Origin of the sequence: Pedobacter sp. ok626 (genome assembly GCF_900100435.1) — a bacterium.
Classification (GTDB): Bacteria; Bacteroidota; Bacteroidia; order Sphingobacteriales; family Sphingobacteriaceae; genus Pedobacter.
Genome location: NZ_FNEX01000018.1, coordinates 136,865 through 155,853, shown reverse-complemented (window position 1 = coordinate 155,853; position 18,989 = coordinate 136,865). Strand labels below are relative to the sequence as shown.

At 41.1% G+C, this 18,989-nt stretch carries 10 protein-coding genes; 6 read left to right on the top strand and 4 right to left on the bottom strand.

The window, feature by feature from the left end; all coding sequences use genetic code 11:
- Window positions 1–6 precede the first annotated feature (6 nt).
- Window positions 7–1,617 carry an arylsulfatase gene (locus tag BLS35_RS22400; protein ID WP_090785674.1) on the top strand — a complete coding sequence of 537 codons (1,611 nt, stop codon included), beginning with the start codon at window positions 7–9 and terminating at the stop codon, window positions 1,615–1,617.
- Between the two features lie 68 nt (window positions 1,618–1,685).
- On the opposite strand, the gene BLS35_RS22395 is transcribed toward BLS35_RS22400, so the two are convergent.
- The 4 genes from BLS35_RS22395 to BLS35_RS22380 all read right to left on the bottom strand — a co-directional run bounded on the left by BLS35_RS22395 (window position 1,686) and on the right by BLS35_RS22380 (window position 8,675).
- Window positions 1,686–3,224 carry a RagB/SusD family nutrient uptake outer membrane protein gene (locus tag BLS35_RS22395; RefSeq protein WP_090785662.1) on the bottom strand — a complete coding sequence of 513 codons (1,539 nt, stop codon included), beginning with the start codon at window positions 3,222–3,224 and terminating at the stop codon, window positions 1,686–1,688.
- Between the two features lie 21 nt (window positions 3,225–3,245).
- Window positions 3,246–6,755: a TonB-dependent receptor gene (locus BLS35_RS22390; RefSeq protein WP_254779050.1), complete on the bottom strand. Its 3,510-nt coding sequence runs from the start codon at window positions 6,753–6,755 to the stop codon at window positions 3,246–3,248.
- Window positions 6,756–6,955: 200 nt separating this feature from the next.
- Window positions 6,956–7,951, bottom strand: a complete 996-nt coding sequence (locus BLS35_RS22385; protein WP_090785660.1) for a FecR family protein — start codon at window positions 7,949–7,951, stop codon at window positions 6,956–6,958.
- A 130-nt stretch (window positions 7,952–8,081) separates the two neighbouring features.
- A complete protein-coding gene (locus tag BLS35_RS22380) occupies window positions 8,082–8,675 on the bottom strand; it encodes an RNA polymerase sigma-70 factor (RefSeq protein WP_090785659.1) in 594 nt (197 codons plus the stop codon).
- Window positions 8,676–9,043: 368 nt separating this feature from the next.
- On the opposite strand from BLS35_RS22380, the gene BLS35_RS22375 reads away from it, so the two are divergent.
- The 5 genes from BLS35_RS22375 to BLS35_RS22355 all read left to right on the top strand — a co-directional run bounded on the left by BLS35_RS22375 (window position 9,044) and on the right by BLS35_RS22355 (window position 18,987).
- A complete protein-coding gene (locus BLS35_RS22375; protein ID WP_090785658.1) occupies window positions 9,044–10,864 on the top strand; it encodes a rhamnogalacturonan lyase in 1,821 nt (606 codons plus the stop codon).
- A gap of 3 nt (window positions 10,865–10,867) precedes the next feature.
- A complete protein-coding gene (locus BLS35_RS28240) occupies window positions 10,868–12,337 on the top strand; it encodes a rhamnogalacturonan acetylesterase (RefSeq protein WP_090785657.1) in 1,470 nt (489 codons plus the stop codon).
- A gap of 100 nt (window positions 12,338–12,437) precedes the next feature.
- Entirely contained in the window at window positions 12,438–15,353 is a 2,916-nt protein-coding gene (locus BLS35_RS22365) for an exo-beta-1,4-galactosidase (protein WP_090785656.1), read from the top strand.
- Window positions 15,354–15,385: 32 nt separating this feature from the next.
- Window positions 15,386–16,513, top strand: a complete 1,128-nt coding sequence (locus BLS35_RS22360; RefSeq protein ID WP_090785655.1) for a glycoside hydrolase family 88/105 protein — start codon at window positions 15,386–15,388, stop codon at window positions 16,511–16,513.
- Between the two features lie 23 nt (window positions 16,514–16,536).
- The gene (locus tag BLS35_RS22355; RefSeq protein WP_090785654.1) at window positions 16,537–18,987 is read left to right on the top strand and encodes a glycoside hydrolase family 31 protein; all 2,451 of its coding nucleotides are present in this window, start codon (window positions 16,537–16,539) and stop codon (window positions 18,985–18,987) included.
- The last annotated feature ends 2 nt before the right edge of the window (window positions 18,988–18,989 follow it).

Sequence of the window (18,989 nt, the reverse complement as noted above, 5' to 3'; positions counted from 1 at the left end):
ATGACGATGTACAAAATTAGTCTGCTTGTAATAGTTTTATTTTTCAGCAATGCCTTTGCCAAAGGGGCTATTGATCCCAAAAAAAAGAAACCGAACATTATTGTGATTTTAGCCGATGACATGGGCTATTCGGATATTGGTTGTTTTGGCGCTGAAACTAAAACGCCTAATCTTGATGAAATGGCCGCCAAGGGCTTAAAGATGACGCAGTTTTACAATGCGTCGCGTTGCTGCCCGAGCCGCGCATCCTTACTTACAGGTTTATACCAGCATCAGGCCGGTGTAGGGGATATGATGAATACCCGTAAAGAACCTGCCTATCAAGGCTATCTGAACCAAAACTGTGTAACTATTGCCGAGGCTTTGAAACCTTATGGCTATACAACACTAATGGCAGGTAAATGGCATGTTGGTCAGGCAGAAGAACATTGGCCACGTAAACGTGGTTTCGATCGTTATTTTGGTCTGATTGATGGTGCTGGGAGTTATTTCGGACCTTATCCTTATCGTCAAAATCAAAAGTTAACTATAGCTCTGGATGATAAGGAGTTTAGGACTGGAAAAGATTATTATTCGACAGATGCCTATACGGATTATGCCATTGAATTTATAGAACAGAATAAAAACACAGGTAAACCTTTCTTTTTGTACCTGGCTTATCAGGCCCCTCATTGGCCTTTGCAGGCACTACCTGAAGACATTGCAAAGTACAAAGGTAAATACATGCAGGGTTGGGACAAATTAAGAACCGAGCGCTTTAAACGGATGCAGGCTGCGGGGATTATTGACCCTCAAATCAAACTTTCGCCACGGGATGGGAAGGTTGCTGATTGGAATACATTAAGCCAGGAAGAGAAAGTTCGCTGGGATGATCAGATGGCCGTGTATGCAGCAATGATAGACCGTATGGATCAAAATATCGGTCGCATCAGAAAAAAGTTAAAAGAATTGGGACAGGATGAAAATACGGTGATTATGTTTTTGTCAGACAATGGTGCCAGCAACGAAAGCATCAATGCCAATGGCTTTTTACCCGAAGTTTATGAAAGTAGTAAAAAGCTCTCCAGTGATCCAAGCTCTTTTACAGCTTATGGATTTCCAGGAGCAAATGTGAGCAATACCCCATTCCGCATGTTCAAGCATTGGGAGTATGAGGGTGGAACTGCAACTCCTTTTATTGCCTATGGGCCTGCTGTGGTTAAACCTGGTCAAACAGTTGCACAACCCGGGCACATCATTGACATGATGGCGACTTGTCTGGATCTGGCAGGAGGGAAGTACCCCACTGTTTACAAAGACCAGAAAATTAAAGCAACGACTGGCCTGAGTTTAGTGCCTTTATTTAAACGTCAAAGCTGGAAAGGACATGATGCTTTGTTCTTTGAACATGAAGGAAACCGTGCCGTAAGACAAGGAAACTGGAAACTGGTTTCTAACTATCCGGATAACAAATGGCATTTGTTTGATCTCTTGAAAGACCGTTCTGAACTGAATGATCTGAGTAGTCAAAATCCTGCTAAGGTAAAAGAATTGAATACTTTGTATGAAGCCTGGGCTTCCCGGTCGGATGTGATTTCTTTTGAGAAATTACAGGTCAGGAAAACGGATAAGTTTTAGTCATCACCTCAATAAAAGAGGCGGATTTCTGATCAGGAATCCGCCTCTTTTATTGGGGTAAATTTCAATTAATAATTGAAGTTCTGTTGCCAGTTGTTGCGTGTTTTTAATTCGTTTTGAGGAATTGGAAGTAACAAGTCTCTTTTTGTTGGTGCCACCGCATTGGACGTCGAAAAGTAGTGTGTCTTAAAAGCTGATAAAGTGCTTATGGCTTCAGCCTCACCCCATCTCACCAAGTCAAAATACCTGCGACCTTCACCTATAAATTCAAATCTTCTTTCCCGTTTGATGTCTGCCATTGTTGGCGCAGCGGATAATGCAGTTAATCCGGCACGTACTCTGATTTTATCTACGTATTCTTTAGCCTGGCCTGCTTTCCCATTTTGGATCAGGGATTCTGCATACAATAAATAAACATCAGCGTCACGGATAATCGGGAAATTTCTAGGGCCATCATTCCATGCTTTTATTTTATCATTTCCTGGATCTTTTTCCAGAAACTTAGTTACGATGTTCTTCAATACAATTACCCTGATACTGGCATTGCTTCCATCTGGTTTCAAAACAGCATTATAAAACCCAGTGTCAATACTTGCCCTAAATCTGAGGTCTTTAGCTAGTTTCATTTCTTTGATTAACAGTGTGTCAACCCGAATGTCTTGTCCTTGAAGTGTATATGAGTTGTACATCCACTCTGGAAATGGATTGCCTGTTGAGGAAGAACTGGTAATGTAACCTGGTAAGCTTGAGCCTGTACCGACATTTCCTGAACTAAATTGAATGGAAAACAAATCAAATTTATTCTCGTTGGCTACTGTGAAAAGGTTAGCATATACTGGACCAAATCGAGGAGCTACATCTGTTATAATACCAGAAAATGCTGTCTCTGCTTTTGCATATGCGGTCGCATCGTTCATTGGATATCCAGCCATAGTCATATAAACCTGACCCAGTAACGCTTTAGCTGCAAGGTTTCCAACACGGCCAGCGTCAATACCAGTGTAAGTTTTCGCCAGATTAGCTGCGGCATAATTTAAATCGTCGATAATTAGTGCGTAAATCTCAGTCAGTGGCGCGCGAGGTAAAAGTATTGCTTCACGATTTTCTATAGGTTTTGTAATGATAGCCGTAGGGCCAAATGATCTGGCCAGTTCAGAATACGCATATGCTCTTAAAAATTTTGCTTCTGCACGGTAACGCATGTATTCACCTTCCTTAGTGTAATAAAGTAAGTTGTTGGCTTCTTTGATTACCTGATACAAGCGCGCAAAAATTGTAGAAACAATTGTTGTATTTGAAGTAATTAAATACTTTCTTAAGTCAAGCTGGTCATTTTGTGCGGAAGTCTCGCCGCCCAAATAAAACAAGTCTGACCTGTTTTCAGAAGCTAACCAAAAATATTCGGTTGCGAAATCAGTGTTAGTTCCGTTTCTTCCCAGTCTTGCATAAATTCCTAATGCTGCCTGTTTGATTTCTATTTCATTGCTGTAAAATGCACCAGATGTATTATTTTCAACCGGGGCTATATCAATTGTTTTATTACAGGATTGGAAAGCCATTGTTCCCAAACTGAAAAATAAAACCATATATTTTTTATAACTTCTCATGTTCTTAAATTAAATGGTAGATTAAAATTTAGCTGATAATCCGAAAGATATCGTTCTGGCCAGCGGATATGAACCCCAGTCAGAGGATGCATTGTCCTGCGTAGCTCCCTCAGGAGAATAGCCAGGGTAGTAGGAATCCCACATGAATACATTGTCACATGAGGTATATAACCTGATGCTGCTGAAAACCTTTTTCAACACAGGTACATTGTATCCAAGTGTTACGTTTTTAATGCGTAAATAACTAGCGCTGTACATCCAGTTGGTATCATATTCACTACCGATGGAATAAAATGCAGACACTTTTCCATCACCTGGTTCAGCCTCAGACCAGTATGCTTTAGTCAACCAGCTTTCCATGTAGTTGTACCTGGTATCCCCAGTAGCTCTATTCCATCCGCGAGATCCAATAGAAAGCAGATCACCACCAACACGTCCCTGAAGTAAAACTGACAAGTCCCAGTTTTTATAAGATACACTGTTTGTAATTCCAAATTCAAATTTAGGCTGATAGTTTCCTGCAACGATATAGTCATTTGCATCTATTTTTCCATCTCCGTTGGCATCCCTATATTTGGTATCGCCCGGTTTTTGGCCGGTCAGGATTGGCAGTTTAGGAATGGTGTATTTACCATTAGCATCTTGAGTAAAGTCAGATTCTCTCAGTACGCCCTGCGCATCTAATAAATAGTAAGAGTTTACAGGAGAGCCTACCCTTTGAATAATGGTATTGTTTAGTCCCAGTTTAATATCAGCATTGGAATTGGTTAATTCAGTGATTTTATTACGGTTTATAGAAACGTTAAATGAAGTCGACCATTTTATTGGTGCAACAAAGTTTATGGTATTTACCTGTATATCTACCCCTTTGTTGTCTACATTTCCAATATTGTCTAGCATACTGCTAAAACCAGTGGTTAATGAGACTGGGGCTTGTAGTAGCAAGTCAGATGTTTTCTTGAAATAAGCATCAACTGATAGGGCAACTCGGTTTTGGATAAAAGCAAGGTCTAAGCCGATATTATAACTATCTGTTTTTTCCCAACGTAGGTTAGAGTTGGCAATATTTCCAACTACGAAACCATTATTTACCGTTTGGTTCGTTTCTCCCAGTGGATAATTTAAAGCGCCCATATTAGAAAGGAAGTTTGAACTTCCGATCCTGTCATTACCTGTTTGTCCCCAACTTGCTCTTACCTTTGCAGTACTTAACCACTCAAAACTTTTTGCAAAATCTTCTGCACTGATTACCCAACCTGCAGAAAGTGCAGGGAAAGTACCCCAACGGTTGTTTGGTCCGAATTTGGATGAACCATCGCGACGAAGCGATGCAGAAAATAGATAGCGGTTATCATATGAATATTGTACACGTCCAAAGTAAGAAATTAATGCATTACTCGCGGCCGATATGGTGTTTTGATTTATTGTAGTTCCTCTCTTCAGATCAAACACATAGGTTTTGTCATTTGGAAAACCCGTATATCCCTGATCGCTACTTTCCTCTTTGTAAGTCTCCTGTGAAACACCCAATAAACCGTCAATAGAATGCTTACCCAGCTCCTTGTTGTAATTTAATGTTCCCTGGTAAAGTAGGCTGTTGTAAAAAAGTCCTGTTTTTCTTGAAGTTGACAATGCACCTGGTGCAACCTTATTCCAAGTACCTTGAATCCAGGTAGGGCTATAGGTTCTTTGTGAATTATTGCGATAGTTCCATCCCAATAATCCATTTGCGTTTAAACCGTCAATAATTTTAACCGTGGTGTTTAACGCGGTATTCATCCGGAAATCAGAATTTGTTCGCTCATTGTATACGGCTTGTACATATGGGCTCACGTTATCTGCTCCAGGACCCCATCCGTCGTAAAATTTATACGGATCGGAACCTGCCATCTTTCCTGAACCAGCAGGTACCCAGCCTGGGAAACTTAATGCACGTGATACGGCGTTATCTTTCCCATCTACATTCGCACCTGTAATGGTTCCAATTGAAGGAGCCAGACTTAAACCTAATTTTACGCGGTCGCTCAATTTTGCTTCCACATTAGCTCTTAATGAATAACGGTTATATCCTGATCCAACAATAATTCCTTTTTGATTGTATGCACCTCCAGAAATGGAATAATTAATGTCATCAGTTGCACCTGATACACCTAGCTGAAGGTCATTAACCGGCGCTGAACGTAATAGTTCATCCTGCCAGTCAATTGGTTCAATCGCACTGGTTCCCCAATAAGGGTCGTAAATGCCATAAGCAGTCCTAATTGCCAATAATTGATCTCTGGTTTGATAAACTGTGTTTGGGGGGGCTAGCGACTGGGCATAAGCAATCCGATCAGCCTGACTTACACTGCCGCTTTGATTTGTTGCATTTACCCATAGTCTGTCCAGATATTTTTTGCTGAATGTGATCCATTCATCAGGGCTCATCACATCTACTTTTTTCTCAGCGGTTGCCACAGCAGTATACGCTGCAATGTTGAACACTGGTTTTCCTGATTTACCTTTTTTGGTAGTCACCATCACTACCCCGTTAGAACCCCTTGCTCCGTAAATAGCTGCGGATGCCGCATCTTTCAATACGTCGATAGACGCAATGTCAGACGGGTTAATACCTGATAAGTTATCTAATGGCACGCCATCTACAATGTATAAGGGCGTAGTTGAACCTGTAATAGAAGCCGCACCACGTACATTCACCGTGATGTCGCTACCAGGAGATCCGGAGGTACTACGTACCGTTACCCCAGCCATTTGGCCTTGTAAAGCTTGTTCAACACGGGTAATCGGTCTTTCTTCAATAGACTCAGCAGTTATTTTGGAAATTGCTCCAATAGACTTGCTTTTAGATTGCGTTCCATAACCAATAACCACTATTTCACTCAGCGTTTTCTTCTCTTCCAGTAATTTTATAGCAAAATTCGTTTTACTTGCGATGGCCACTTCCTGACTTTCGAAGCCGATGTAAATGAACTGCAGCTTACCATTGGCTTTATCTTCGGGTACACTTAATGTAAAACTTCCTGTGCTGTTGGTCGTGGTACCAATTGTAGTTCCGCTGATCTTTACGCTTACACCCGGTAAAGCCTGCCCCTTTTCGTCAGTTACCTTACCGGTAATGACCACATCGGCTATAATGGTTTGTGCGTTTGTAAGCCCCGGCGGAAAAGCCTTTGCTTTTCCCAGTACGATTTGCTCATTAAAGAGTTCAAAAGTGATCCCGTTACCGGTCAGCAGCTTTGTTAGTATGGTGGATAACCTTTCTCCGTTAGCATTTACCGATACCCTTTGGTTGGCATTGATCAGGGTATTGCTGTAGACAAATTTTGTTTTGGCGGTTTTCTCGATGGCTGTCAGCGCTTCCCGCAAACTTATATCGCCTACATTCATGCTAATAGTGGTATTCAACAGCCCTTGTGCTTTAGATGGAGAAGCATAGGTTACACCCGTAAATACGAAAAATAGAATTAAATGGCTCAATGTAATTCTCATAATATAACGTAAGTCAATAGAGACTTTTAAATTAAAGTTCATATATTTAATATGGTTTTATTTTCCAGAAATAAGACAGTTAACGATCTGGCGCTTTGTTTAATGCGTCAGATCAGGATTTTAGAGTAGAGAAGTGCCCACCACTTCTCTACTCTTTTTTTATATTAACTACGCGGCTCGTTTTTTTCGTTCACATGATTAATCCTCCGAATTTATTTGGTTAGTTACAGCCGATGCTGCGGTTATTTATTTTCGTTGATCCTTACCTGTTTGTCAGAAATCTCGTAATTCAGATCCATGGATTTACTAAGCAGCTCCAGGATATCCGGAAGGTTTTGCTTATTGAAGTCGGCCTTAAGGGTATACTTTCTGACTTCTGTATTTTCAATTTCGATTTTTACCTTGAAATGCTGCTCCAGTATGTTAACGACTTCTGACAGCGGGGTGTCATTAAAAGTAAAAGTATCTTTTTCCCATATTCTAAGTGTCCTGTCATTTTCTTTATGGAGGTCTGTCGTTGTCTTGGAATAAACAGCTTTCTGATTGGGCAGTAAATAGACTTCGCTGGTGCCTTTATCTTTTAATCGTTTATCCAGGTATACCAGCACTTTACCAGTTATTACGGAGACTTCCGCTTGATCAGCGCCATCATAAGCCTTGATGTTAAAGCTGGTTCCAAGTACTTTGGTGTTGATATGGCCTGTTTTGATGATAAAAGGATGTAAAGTGTCGCGTTTTACATCGAAAAAAGCTTCGCCGCTAAGTGTGACCTCACGGAATTTACTCGCGGCAATATTTTTAGCATAGGTAATTTTAGAATTTGGCTTTAGCCAGATGGATGTCCCGTCGGGAAGCAACTGTCTCTTCATGATTTTAGAAGGGTTACGCACCATTACTAATTCTGAAGCAGTAGGAAGATTAATTTTTTTTGAGACAGCTGGTTTTTCTGTACGGAACAGGAAAGAACCAAGCACCATGAATAAGGTTGCTGCCATGCCAATGCCGATATAATTGAAACGTTTAGGCTTTTTCTGGCTGGAAATTTCCCGGGAGAGAATGTTTTCATCGATCTTATGGAGCATTCTTCGGTTTAATTCTTCCTGCTGTGTGGCTGATAAGTAGGATAGGGGCTCATCATCGTTTTCAAATGAGTTAAACCACTCATGTAGCAGTTCGCGCTCATGGGCCGTGCAGGTATCATTTAAATAGCTATCAATAAGTTTGGATGAGATCTTCATACCCGTTTCAATAAATTGGTTTATATATTGGTTATATATGTAGTGAGTATTTTTGGGCCTAGCCCCCAACGGATAGTAAAATATTTAAAAAAATAAAGACGGAGCCCTTATGGAGCTATGCAGGAGGTTGTTAAGAGGCTAGGAAATGATTAACCAAAATCGTTCCTGTAATACAGAGAGAGGTGAAGCTCAGGCGAAGAATCTTTAATGCCCTAGTCATGTGGTTTTCAACTGTTTTCTCGGAAATTCCAAGGGTTGCAGCGATCTCTTTATTGGTTTTATGGTCTTTCCTGCTGAGTTCAAAGACCGAGCGGCATTTTTCAGGCAAGGTATAAACTTTTCGGTTCAGCAGCCCGAGCAGGTCATTCGTTACAATAGAATCTTCTGTTGTGGTATCAGCAATGGTATTCACTTTTGAAAAGTCTTCTTCAAACCTGAGTTTGTTCATCTGCTTCTGGAAGCAGGCGATGATCAGATAGCGTACAGCGCTATGAAGATAACTTTCAAAAGAAGTATGTATGTTGATTTTATGGCGGTTCAGCCATAAACTGGTGAAAAGGTCTTGCACGATTTCTTCTGCGGCTTCAGGATCCTTAATCCGTTTATTTGCGGTATTATATAGTTTTTTCCAATATCGGTTGTAGAGCACATTAAAAGCCTGTCTGTTTTCCTCTTTGAGCAACTCAAGTAAAGCTTGATCAGATTGGTTTTCTAAGTTGTTCATACTTTATTACTCCCCCTGCTGGAAAATATAATTTGTTTTTTTATGAGGTTTAAACGTAAGGTTTATTCCACTAATGATGCAACCTGCTCCATCCTGTTCATAGGAGGGAGCAGAGTTGTTTGGTAAACAAAACTATTGTAGTTTGCTGTCGAGAGGTTACAATGGATTTAATTTATAGCCTAGTTAAGGTTATTTTGTAGAGCAGGTGGGGGCAGGTTGCCTATTTTCTTTTTTATTTCCAATTTGTCCCCGCGTACTATTAAGACACACAAATCAGTTAACCGGGAGATTTGGAATGACCTTCTGAATCCTCCAACAAAAAATCAAATATGTTCGGGCGAAGTTTTTTTAAATATATAATTCCTGTCATGCTGATATTGTTCTTCCGGAATGATCTTTTTGCTCAACGGCAAATGGAAAAATTGGGACGTGGAGTGATTGCTGTACGGCAGGCGGAGGACACTGTATATGTTGGCTGGCGGATATTGGGTACAGACCCTGAAGACCTTGCTTTTAATTTGTACAGGCAGACGGGAATTCAACCGGCTGTTAAACTAAACGAGCTGCCTTTAACAGCTGGTACAAACTATGTGGATAGCAATGCGCCTGCTGCACAAAGCTATAGTTATTACATCAGGCCGGTATTAAATGCGAAGGAGCGAGCGGCCAGTCAAGCTTTCAAATTACCCACAAATTCTCTTATACAGCAATACCTGACCATACCTTTACGTACCCCTAAAGGATATACACCAAATGATATTTCTGTGGGGGACCTGGATGGTGATGGTGAGTATGATATTGTATTGCATCAAACCGGCCGTGCTCGGGATAATTCATTCAATGGAATAACTGACCCCGCAATCTTCCAGGCCTATAAAATGGATGGAACTTTTTTATGGGAGATCAATCTGGGGAAAAATATAAGAGAAGGAGCACATTATACCCAGTTTATGGTGTATGACCTGGACGGTGATGGCATCGCTGAGTTTGCTTGTAAAACGGCAGATGGGACAATCGACGGATTGGGAAAAGTAATCGGGGATGGGACAAAAGACTGGCGTAATGACAATGGCAGGATTTTATCCGGTCCGGAATTTTTCACCATCTTTAGTGGTAAAACAGGTGAAGCGCTGGCCACTGTGGATTATATCCCTGAACGCGGAGACATTGCTGGTTGGGGTGGAAAAGGTGGCAACGGCAAAAATGACAAGATTGGTAACCGGGTAGATCGTTTTACCGCCTGTATAGCTTATCTGGATGGTGTACATCCGAGTGTAGTCATGTGTCGTGGCTATTATGGTCGCACTGTTTTGGCTGCCTGGGATTGGCGTGACGGAAAGCTTACTTCACGTTGGGTATTTGATTCAAAAGATGGTAGAAACCCTTATTCAGGGATGGGTAATCATGGGCTCTCTGTTGCCGATGTAGATGGCGATGGAAAGGATGAAATTATCTATGGTTCGATGTGCGTGGATGACAATGGCAAAGGTTTATATACGACTGTCTTAAGGCATGGTGATGCTCTGCATGTCAGTGATTTGGATCCTGAACGCCCAGGATTGGAAGTTTTCGGCGTCCATGAAATCGAAGAAGGCACAAAAGGGCCTGGAGCGGCCGTTTATGATGCCCGTACAGGTGAAATTTTATGGAAGGGGTCTGAAGATGAGGATGTGGGCCGTGGCGTTGCTGAAAATATCGACAATACCAGGATTGGCGCACAAATGTGGTGGTCAGGATCAAATGGGTTGCATGATATAAAAGGAAACAGAATTGGAGATCAACCTCGTTCGACTAATTTTTTAATCTGGTGGGACGCAGATCTTTCACGTGAGCTGTTGGATGGTAACCACATTGATAAATACAATGGAGGACGTTTGTTTACGGCAAATGGTTGTGTGTCCAACAATGGCAGTAAATCAACTCCCGCTTTAAGCGCAGATCTTTTTGGAGACTGGAGGGAAGAAGTAATTTTTCGTGCTTATGACAACCAGAGCCTGCGGATTTATACAACGACTATTCCCACAACACATAGAAATTATACTTTCATGCACGACCCGCAATATCGGTTGAGTATCGCCTGGCAAAACGTGGGCTATAACCAACCTCCCCATACTGGCTTCTATTTCGGGAATGGGATGAAGAAGGCGCCAAAACCTAATATTGTATTGATAGAACCAATAAAAAAATAAACCATGAACAAGAATATCATCTTAATAGGCCTGTTGTGTATGGCCGTCCTATTTGCTTTCAAGAAGATGGAAAAACCAGTTTTACATGTCATCGGTGATTCCACCGTTCGCAATTCAAATAAAGAAACCTGGGGTTGGGGAACACCTATTGCGGATCTTTTTGATACCACAAAAATAGATGTAGAAAATAACGCGATGGCGGGGCGCAGTACCCGTACATTCCTTTCAGAGGGAAGATGGGATAAAGTACTACAATCCTTAAAACCTGGTGACTTTGTAACCATGCAATTTGGTCATAATGATGGAAGTGTCCCAGATACTACCAAAGAGGGGCGACGTGGTGTATTGAAGGGAACTGGTGAGGAAACGAAAGTGCTTACCTGGCCTAATGGTACCATAGAAACAGTGCATACCTATGGCTGGTATCTTCGCAAATTTGTACGGGAAGCAAAAGCAAAGGGTGCTATACCAATCGTCATTTCTATGATTCCACGTAACCAGTTTAAAGATGGAAAAGTACTACGCGCTGGTGATAGTTTTGGTAAATGGGCTGCAGAGGTGGCTAAACAAGAAGGGGTTTATTTTATAGATCTGAATAGGATCGTAGCCAATAAATACGATGTGATGGGTCCCGAATCTGTGAAAGCATTTTTTCCGGGAGATCATACCCATACCAATCTGGCAGGTGCAAAATTTAACGCATTATCAGTGGTTGAAGGTATAAAAGAACTTAAGGATTGCCCCTTAAATAAATACCTGCTCAAGCCTACCTTATATCTAATCGGCGACTCCACGGTTAAAAATGGAAAAGGAAAGGGGGATGGCTCTTTATGGGGTTGGGGCAGTTATTTGGCTGATTTTTTTGACCTAAATAAAATCAATGTTGAAAATCACGCTTTGGGTGGCACCAGTACACGTACTTTTCAAAGTAAGGGGTTGTGGGATGCGGTATTGACAAAGCTGCAACCTGGCGACTTTGTTCTGATGCAATTTGGTCATAATGATGGTAGTCCGCTTGATGATACGGCTCGTGCTCGTGGAACCATCAAAGGAACAGGGCTGGAAAGTAAGGAAATCTATAACCCCATCACTAAACAGAAAGAAGTAGTTTATACCTACGGTTGGTATCTACGTAAATTTATCAATGATGCAAAAGCAAAAGGTGCAACAGCTATTGTATGTTCTCCAGTTCCACGCAATCCGGTAAGAAATGGAGTGATGACCTTGGTGGTGGATAATTATGCGACCTGGGCTGAGGAAGTAGCAAATGCAGAAAAGGTGGGTTTTATTCCACTCAATAAGATCATAAAAGATAAGTACGCAGGATTGGCTGCGGAAAAGGTAGACGCCTTTTTCACAGAAAAAGATCATACACATACGAATGAATTGGGGGCTAAAGTAAATGCAGCATCGGTAGTTGAAGGGGTAAAAGCATTGAAAACCTCTACGCTCCTTAAATACCTAAAAGATTAGTGTTTTAACAGGATGGGACAGGTTGCCCGTTAAAGCATTTAAACCTATAATCGTACCTAACTAAATATTAACCCGCGGAAACCTTCCGTCTCTTATAACCATGCTTTTGAAACGACATATTTTTGTTCAATATATTATCGCCTGCTTCTGTCTGGTTTTTGTGCTTTCGTCAACGTTAAAAGCGCAAAATATTTCTTTAAAAGGCAAATGGAGATTTAAAATTGATGCTGGTGATGTTGGGCTAAAAGACAAATGGTTTGCTACGGTATTACCCGAATCTGTAAACCTTCCGGGATCTATGGCTGAAAATTTTAAAGGTGATGAAATCACTTTAAAAACTAAATGGACGGGTAGTATTTATGATAGTTCCTGGTATTACAATCCAAGATTAGAGAAATATAGAGCCGAAGGGAATATAAAAATACCTTTTTGGTTAACACCAGCTAAACACTATACGGGGGCGGCCTGGTATCAAAAAGAAGTAAATATTCCCGCCAACTGGAAAGGGCAACGTGTACTACTCTCACTGGAGTATCCGCATAGCGAAACCCGTGTATGGCTTGATGATGAAGAGTTGGGTAATCCTCAGTATACCTTTGTTGTCGCACAGAATTTTGAACTTCCGGTTAACCTGAAGCCTGGTAAACATATATTAACTATCCGGATAGACAATTCGATTAAAGCCATTAATGTGGGCCAGGATTCCCATAGTTTAACAGACCATACACAAGGGAACTGGAACGGTATAGTCGGCAAAATGGAACTTCGGGCCGCTGCACCGGTTTATATGGATGATATTCAGGTTTATCCTGATCTGAAGAGGAAATTGGCAAAAGTTAAAATTCAATTGAAATCGAGAGCTATTAGCGCGATTTCCGGAAAAATAACATTAAGTGCTAATAGTTTTAATACGAAGACGAATTTGAAGGTTAAGCCTGTCACGGTCGACTTTAAAATAGTTGATGGGAAGGGATCCTTAGAAATCGACTATCCTATGGGGGATAAGATTTTAACCTGGGATGAGTTTAATCCAGCATTATATGCACTAATAGCAACTATAGTGACTGCTGATGGTAAAAAAGATCAGAAACAGGTGCAATTTGGTATGCGGGAATTTAAAGCCCTAGGCCGTAATTTCGAAATCAATGGCAGACCAGTATTTTTGAGAGGAACAGTAAATAACTGTGAATTTCCCTTAACGGGTTATCCGGCTATGGATGTCGATTCCTGGCTACGAATCTTCAGGATCTCTAAGGCACATGGATTAAATCATATGCGGTTTCATTCCTGGTGCCCGCCAGAAGCGGCCTTTATTGCTGCGGACCAGTTAGGTTTTTACTTGCAGCCGGAAGGACCAAGCTGGGCAAATCATGGCTCATCCATAGGTGACGGCAAACCGATCGACCAGTTCATTTATGATGAAACCAATAGAATGGCGAAAAACTATGGCAATTACGCTTCCTTTTGTATGCTCGCTTATGGAAATGAACCACGCGGAAAACAAGTGCCTTACCTCAGCAAATTCAATAATTATTGGAAAGCAAAAGATTCGAGACGCTTGTACACCGGTGCTTCGGTTGGCGGTAGTTGGCCAGTCATAGAGAATAACGAATTTATGGTTCGGGCAGGAGCAAGGGGGCTTGACTGGGGAAGGAGACCGGAGAGCATTTCAGATTATCGCAAGCAGATCTCACAGTTTACAGTGCCCTTTGTGGCACATGAAATGGGGCAATATTGCGTGTTTCCTAATTTTAAAGAGATAAAAAAATATACCGGAGTATACCGAGCTAAAAATTTTGAGCTTTTTCAGGAAGATCTTAAAGATCATGATATGAGCGATCAGGCCGAAGCTTTTTTAATTGCTAGTGGTAAGTTACAGGTTCTTTGTTATAAAAATGAAATAGAAAAAGCTTTACGTACGCCTGGTTACAGTGGTTTTCAACTTTTGTCCCTAAATGATTATCCAGGACAGGGGACCGCACTTGTAGGAGTGTTGGATGCGTTTTGGGACGAGAAAGGCTATGTTACACCAAAGGAGTTTCGCCAGTTCTGTAACAGTACTGTGCCCCTTGCCAGGATTTCAAAGTTCGTATTTCAGAACAATGAAAATTTTGATGCGGCAATTGAAGTTGCGCATTATGGGGCTTCGCCAATTCAAAATGCCAGGTTATCCTGGAGGATCAAGGATGAAGCCGAGACTGTAATCGGCAAAGGGGCTTTTGAGCCTAAGACGCTGGACATCACCAATTGCATCAGAATAGGCGACATTGTATTTCCACTTGCACAGGTTCAAAAGGCAAGTCATTTAAAACTGGAGGTAATGATAGATGGAACTCTGTTTGTCAACAGTTGGGATTTTTGGGTTTATCCAGCAGAACTACCACAATATAAGACAGACTTTTATTATTGTAGCGCATTAGATGATCAGGCGAAAAAAATACTGGATGAAGGAGGAAATGTATTTCTGAATGCAGCTGGAACGGTTGTTAAAGGGAAAGAAGTCGTACAAACTTTTCTTCCTGTTTTTTGGAATACCTCTTGGTTTAAAATGCGTCCGCCACATACCCTGGGTTTTTTATGTGATCCGAAGCATCCCGCATTCTCGGAATTTCCAACCGATGATCACAGTGATATGCAATGGTGGGAAATTGTAAATAAAGCGCAGGTAATGAATCTTGAAGATTTTCCGTCGGGATTTAGGCCAATCGTACAACCTATTGATACCTGGTTTTTGAACCGACGCCTGGCATTGATTTTTGAAGCAAAAGTAGGTAAAGGGAAACTAATCGTTTCAAGTGCCAACCTGGGACCTGGAAAAGATGAATCGCCAGCTGCGAAACAGCTGTTCTTTAGTTTACAGCGATACATGCAGTCAGACAAATTTAGTCCCCGGTCCGAAATCACATTTGCAATGGTAAAAGATCTTTTTGAAAGTCCTTCCAAAGAAATGTTCAACACCTATACCAAGGATAGTCCGGATGAGTTAAAACAGAAAGCTGGCACCAAAAAGCTTTAATATTTTTTAATACGATAGAATATTTAATGATAATGAAACAGAAGATTGCTATTGCCCTGACACTATTTGGATTGCTTGTACAAGCCAGTTTTGCTCAAAAAATTCCTTCAAAAAAAGAAGTGTTAAAATCATTGGTACTTACCAATGCCTACTTTATGAACAAATGGCCAGATGCTGGCAAATCTATCATTACCAATAGAGAACGCCCAAGTAACATCTGGACGCGAGCCGTATACTATGAAGGCCTGATGAGTTTATATCAGCTCAAACCTGATCAGGCTTATTATGATTATGCGGTACAATGGGGTGAGAAGCATAAATGGGGGCTAAGAGATGGTATTGGGACACGCAATGCCGATAATCAAGCCTGTGGTCAGACTTATATCGATTTATATAACATGGACAAAAAGCCTGAGCGAATTAAAGACATTAAGGCTTCGATAGACCTGATGATGAAATCAGGTAAAATTGACGATTGGACCTGGATTGACGCGTTGCAAATGGGAATGCCTGTTTTCGCAAAACTAGGTGTATTGTATAATGATCCTGCCTATTACGAGTATATGTATAAAATGTATATGCATTCGAAAAATGTAGAGGGTGGTGGCTTATATAATGCTAAGGACGGTTTATGGTGGAGAGATAAGGATTTTGTGCCACCATATAAAGAGCCTAATGCTGAAGATTGTTACTGGTCGAGAGGTAATGGCTGGGTCGTTGCTGCATTGGTAAAAGTATTGGAGATTATGCCTAAAGATGCGCCACATAGAGAGGAGTATTTAAAAACATATCAGGAAATGATCAAAGCATTGGTTCCAATTCAACGTACCGATGGATTTTGGAATGTAAGTCTGCATGATCCAACCCATTTTGGAGGTAAAGAAACATCTGGTACAGCGCTATTTGTTTATGGAATGGCCTGGGGTGTAAATCAAGGACTTTTAGATCAAAAGGTTTATCAACCAATCATTGTAAAGGCATGGAATGCCATGACGAAAGATGCAGTGCATAACAATGGTTTCCTGGGTTATTTACAGGGAACAGGTAAGGAGCCTAAGGATGGTCAGCCTGTAAGCTATACAAGTATGCCCGATTTTGAAGATTATGGATTAGGCTGTTTCCTGTTGGCAGGTACAGAAGTTTATAAAATGAAAAAATAAAACGTCAGCGCTTAAATTATATCATGTTTAAAAAAATCATAAAGTCGGCTTTTCTGTTGCTTATTCCATTTCTAGTGAATGGCCAAAGTGCTGGCAGCTACAAATCTGGCTTTAAAAAAGAAGGAAATGAGATTTCATTCTCTACCACAAGTACACAAGTAAAACTTGAGTTTTGTGCTCCCGGTGTATTTAGGGTTAGGGCCAGTTGGAGCGGAAAATTTGAAGTAAATGAACAGCTGATGGTGAGTCGCTACGATTGGCCGATTGTACCTGTCCAAACGATAGATAAAAATGATCACTTTTTGCTGAGTACAAGTAGTCTGAACATTAAAGTGTACAAGGCTCCTTTTCGCATAATCGTTTTTGATAAAACTGGTAAGCTTCTTTCTGAAGATGAACAGACTGCTTTGCTTAAGCAAGGAGATGCGGTAAGCGCCAATAAAAAACTAGCGGCTGATGAGCATTTCTTTGGCTTTGGGGAACGTATGGATTTTCTGGACCGTAGAAGTAAGAAAGTAACTTTGAATGTAGGCAGAGGTAAGGGGTTGCCACACGCTATTGGTGCTTATAATATTTTAGAAGCTAATTACAGCCCAGTTCCATTCTTCATGAGTACGCGAGGTTATGGTATTTTCTTTCACAATACATTTGCGACAGAATGGGATATGGGAGCAAGCAAAAAAGATCAGTATAGCTTTAAAGCTGTGGATGGAGAATTGGATTATTATTTCATTTATGGACCAACATTTAAAACGATCCTTGGCAGTTATACGGACATCACGGGCAAATCGCCTATGTTGCCCCAGTTTGCCTTAGGTCTACATGCCGGCACTTATAGTGGGGGCACATGGAGTCATGAAGCATTGACATCTGATCAGTACGTAGTAGCATTGGCTAAAAAATATAGAGAACTGGGGATTCCTGTCGATTTACTTTGGCTGGATTCTACCTGGCGACTATTTGGTGAGAATGGTGGTAAGGGCGCTACTTCTTTTGAATGGCGCGAAACCTTTAAAAATCCAAAATCTATGTTCGATAGTATTTATGCGATGGGCTATAAGATGGTCGGCTTACATATCCGTCCCAGATTTGACAATGCCAAAAAACTGAACCTCCTCGATCAGGCCAGAGAAAAGGGCTATACTTATCCTGAAAATGGAAAGCCCGGCGAGTTTGTTAATTTCTTCGATCAAAAGGCCGTTGATTGGTGGTGGGATAATGGAGTGAAACGTGTCGCATCTATAGGTGCAAAGTTTTTAAAGACAGATGAAGGTAGTGCCTTTGGCGCTTTGGCGAATGAAAGTGAAAAGATTGGTCCAACAGGTAAAGATGCAGAGCGTCTGCACAATGTATTTCCTATAGCCTATGCCAAAGCACCCTTTGAAGAGTTTCAGAAGTTTAACGGGATGAGAGGTTTAAATCAAACCAGGGAGGGATATTCCGGAATTCAACGTTATCCATATATTTTTGCAGGTGATTGGCCTAGTGAATGGCAATATTTCGCCCCTGTAATCAAGGCAGGATTAAATATTGGTCTTTCTGGCATCGGCTCATGGGCACATTGCATGGGTGGTTTTGAGCATCAGGCAGATCCTGAGTTGTACATCCGTTGGGTACAGTTTGGCATGTTCAGCCCAATTGCCATGGTTTTCGGAATGGACCATCCAGGTTATAAAGAGCCCTGGAAGTATGGAGAAGATGCCTTGCGTAATTTTAAAAAATATGATGTATTGCGTTATCGCATGATCCCTTACTTGTACACGGGTATGCATCAGCAATATCAAAGTGGTGTACCAATGATGCGTGCATTGGTATTGGATCACCAGGATGATGAAAATGTTTATGAGATTGCAGATCAATATATGCTTGGCGATCACTTAATGGTGGCTCCGGTAACAACTAAAGGTGCCATTACCCGCACGGTATATTTGCCAAAAGGCACTTGGTTTGACTATTGGACAGGGAAGCAATACAGTGGTGCCAGCTATGTGAATGTCGTTGCGCCATTAGATACTATTCCTTTGTTTGTAAAGGGCGGCGGAATTATTCCGATGCAGCCAGAAATGTTATACAGTGGTGAAAAAGCAATAGATTTAATTACGTTGGATATTTTTCCGCACGGAGCCTTGGCTTATAACCTGTATGAAGATGATGGATTAAGTTTAAACTATCAAAAAGGAAGCTCTGCCTTAACCCGTATCACTGCGGCGCAATCTGCAAATGCTTTAGAATTGACTATTGCAAAACCTACAGGATCGTTTAAACCTACATTTCATACTTATTTAGCTAAAGTTCACTGGAACTTAGCCAATCAACCTAAAGCTGTGATTGAAAATGGTGAAGGATTAAAACAATTGAACAATAAAGCCGATCTTGAAAAATCTCCGGGTTGGTATTACGATACCGCAGCACGGTTACTTTGGGTAAAATCAAAAAATGGAAATACAGCAACTATGGTTATTCAAATAAACTAGAT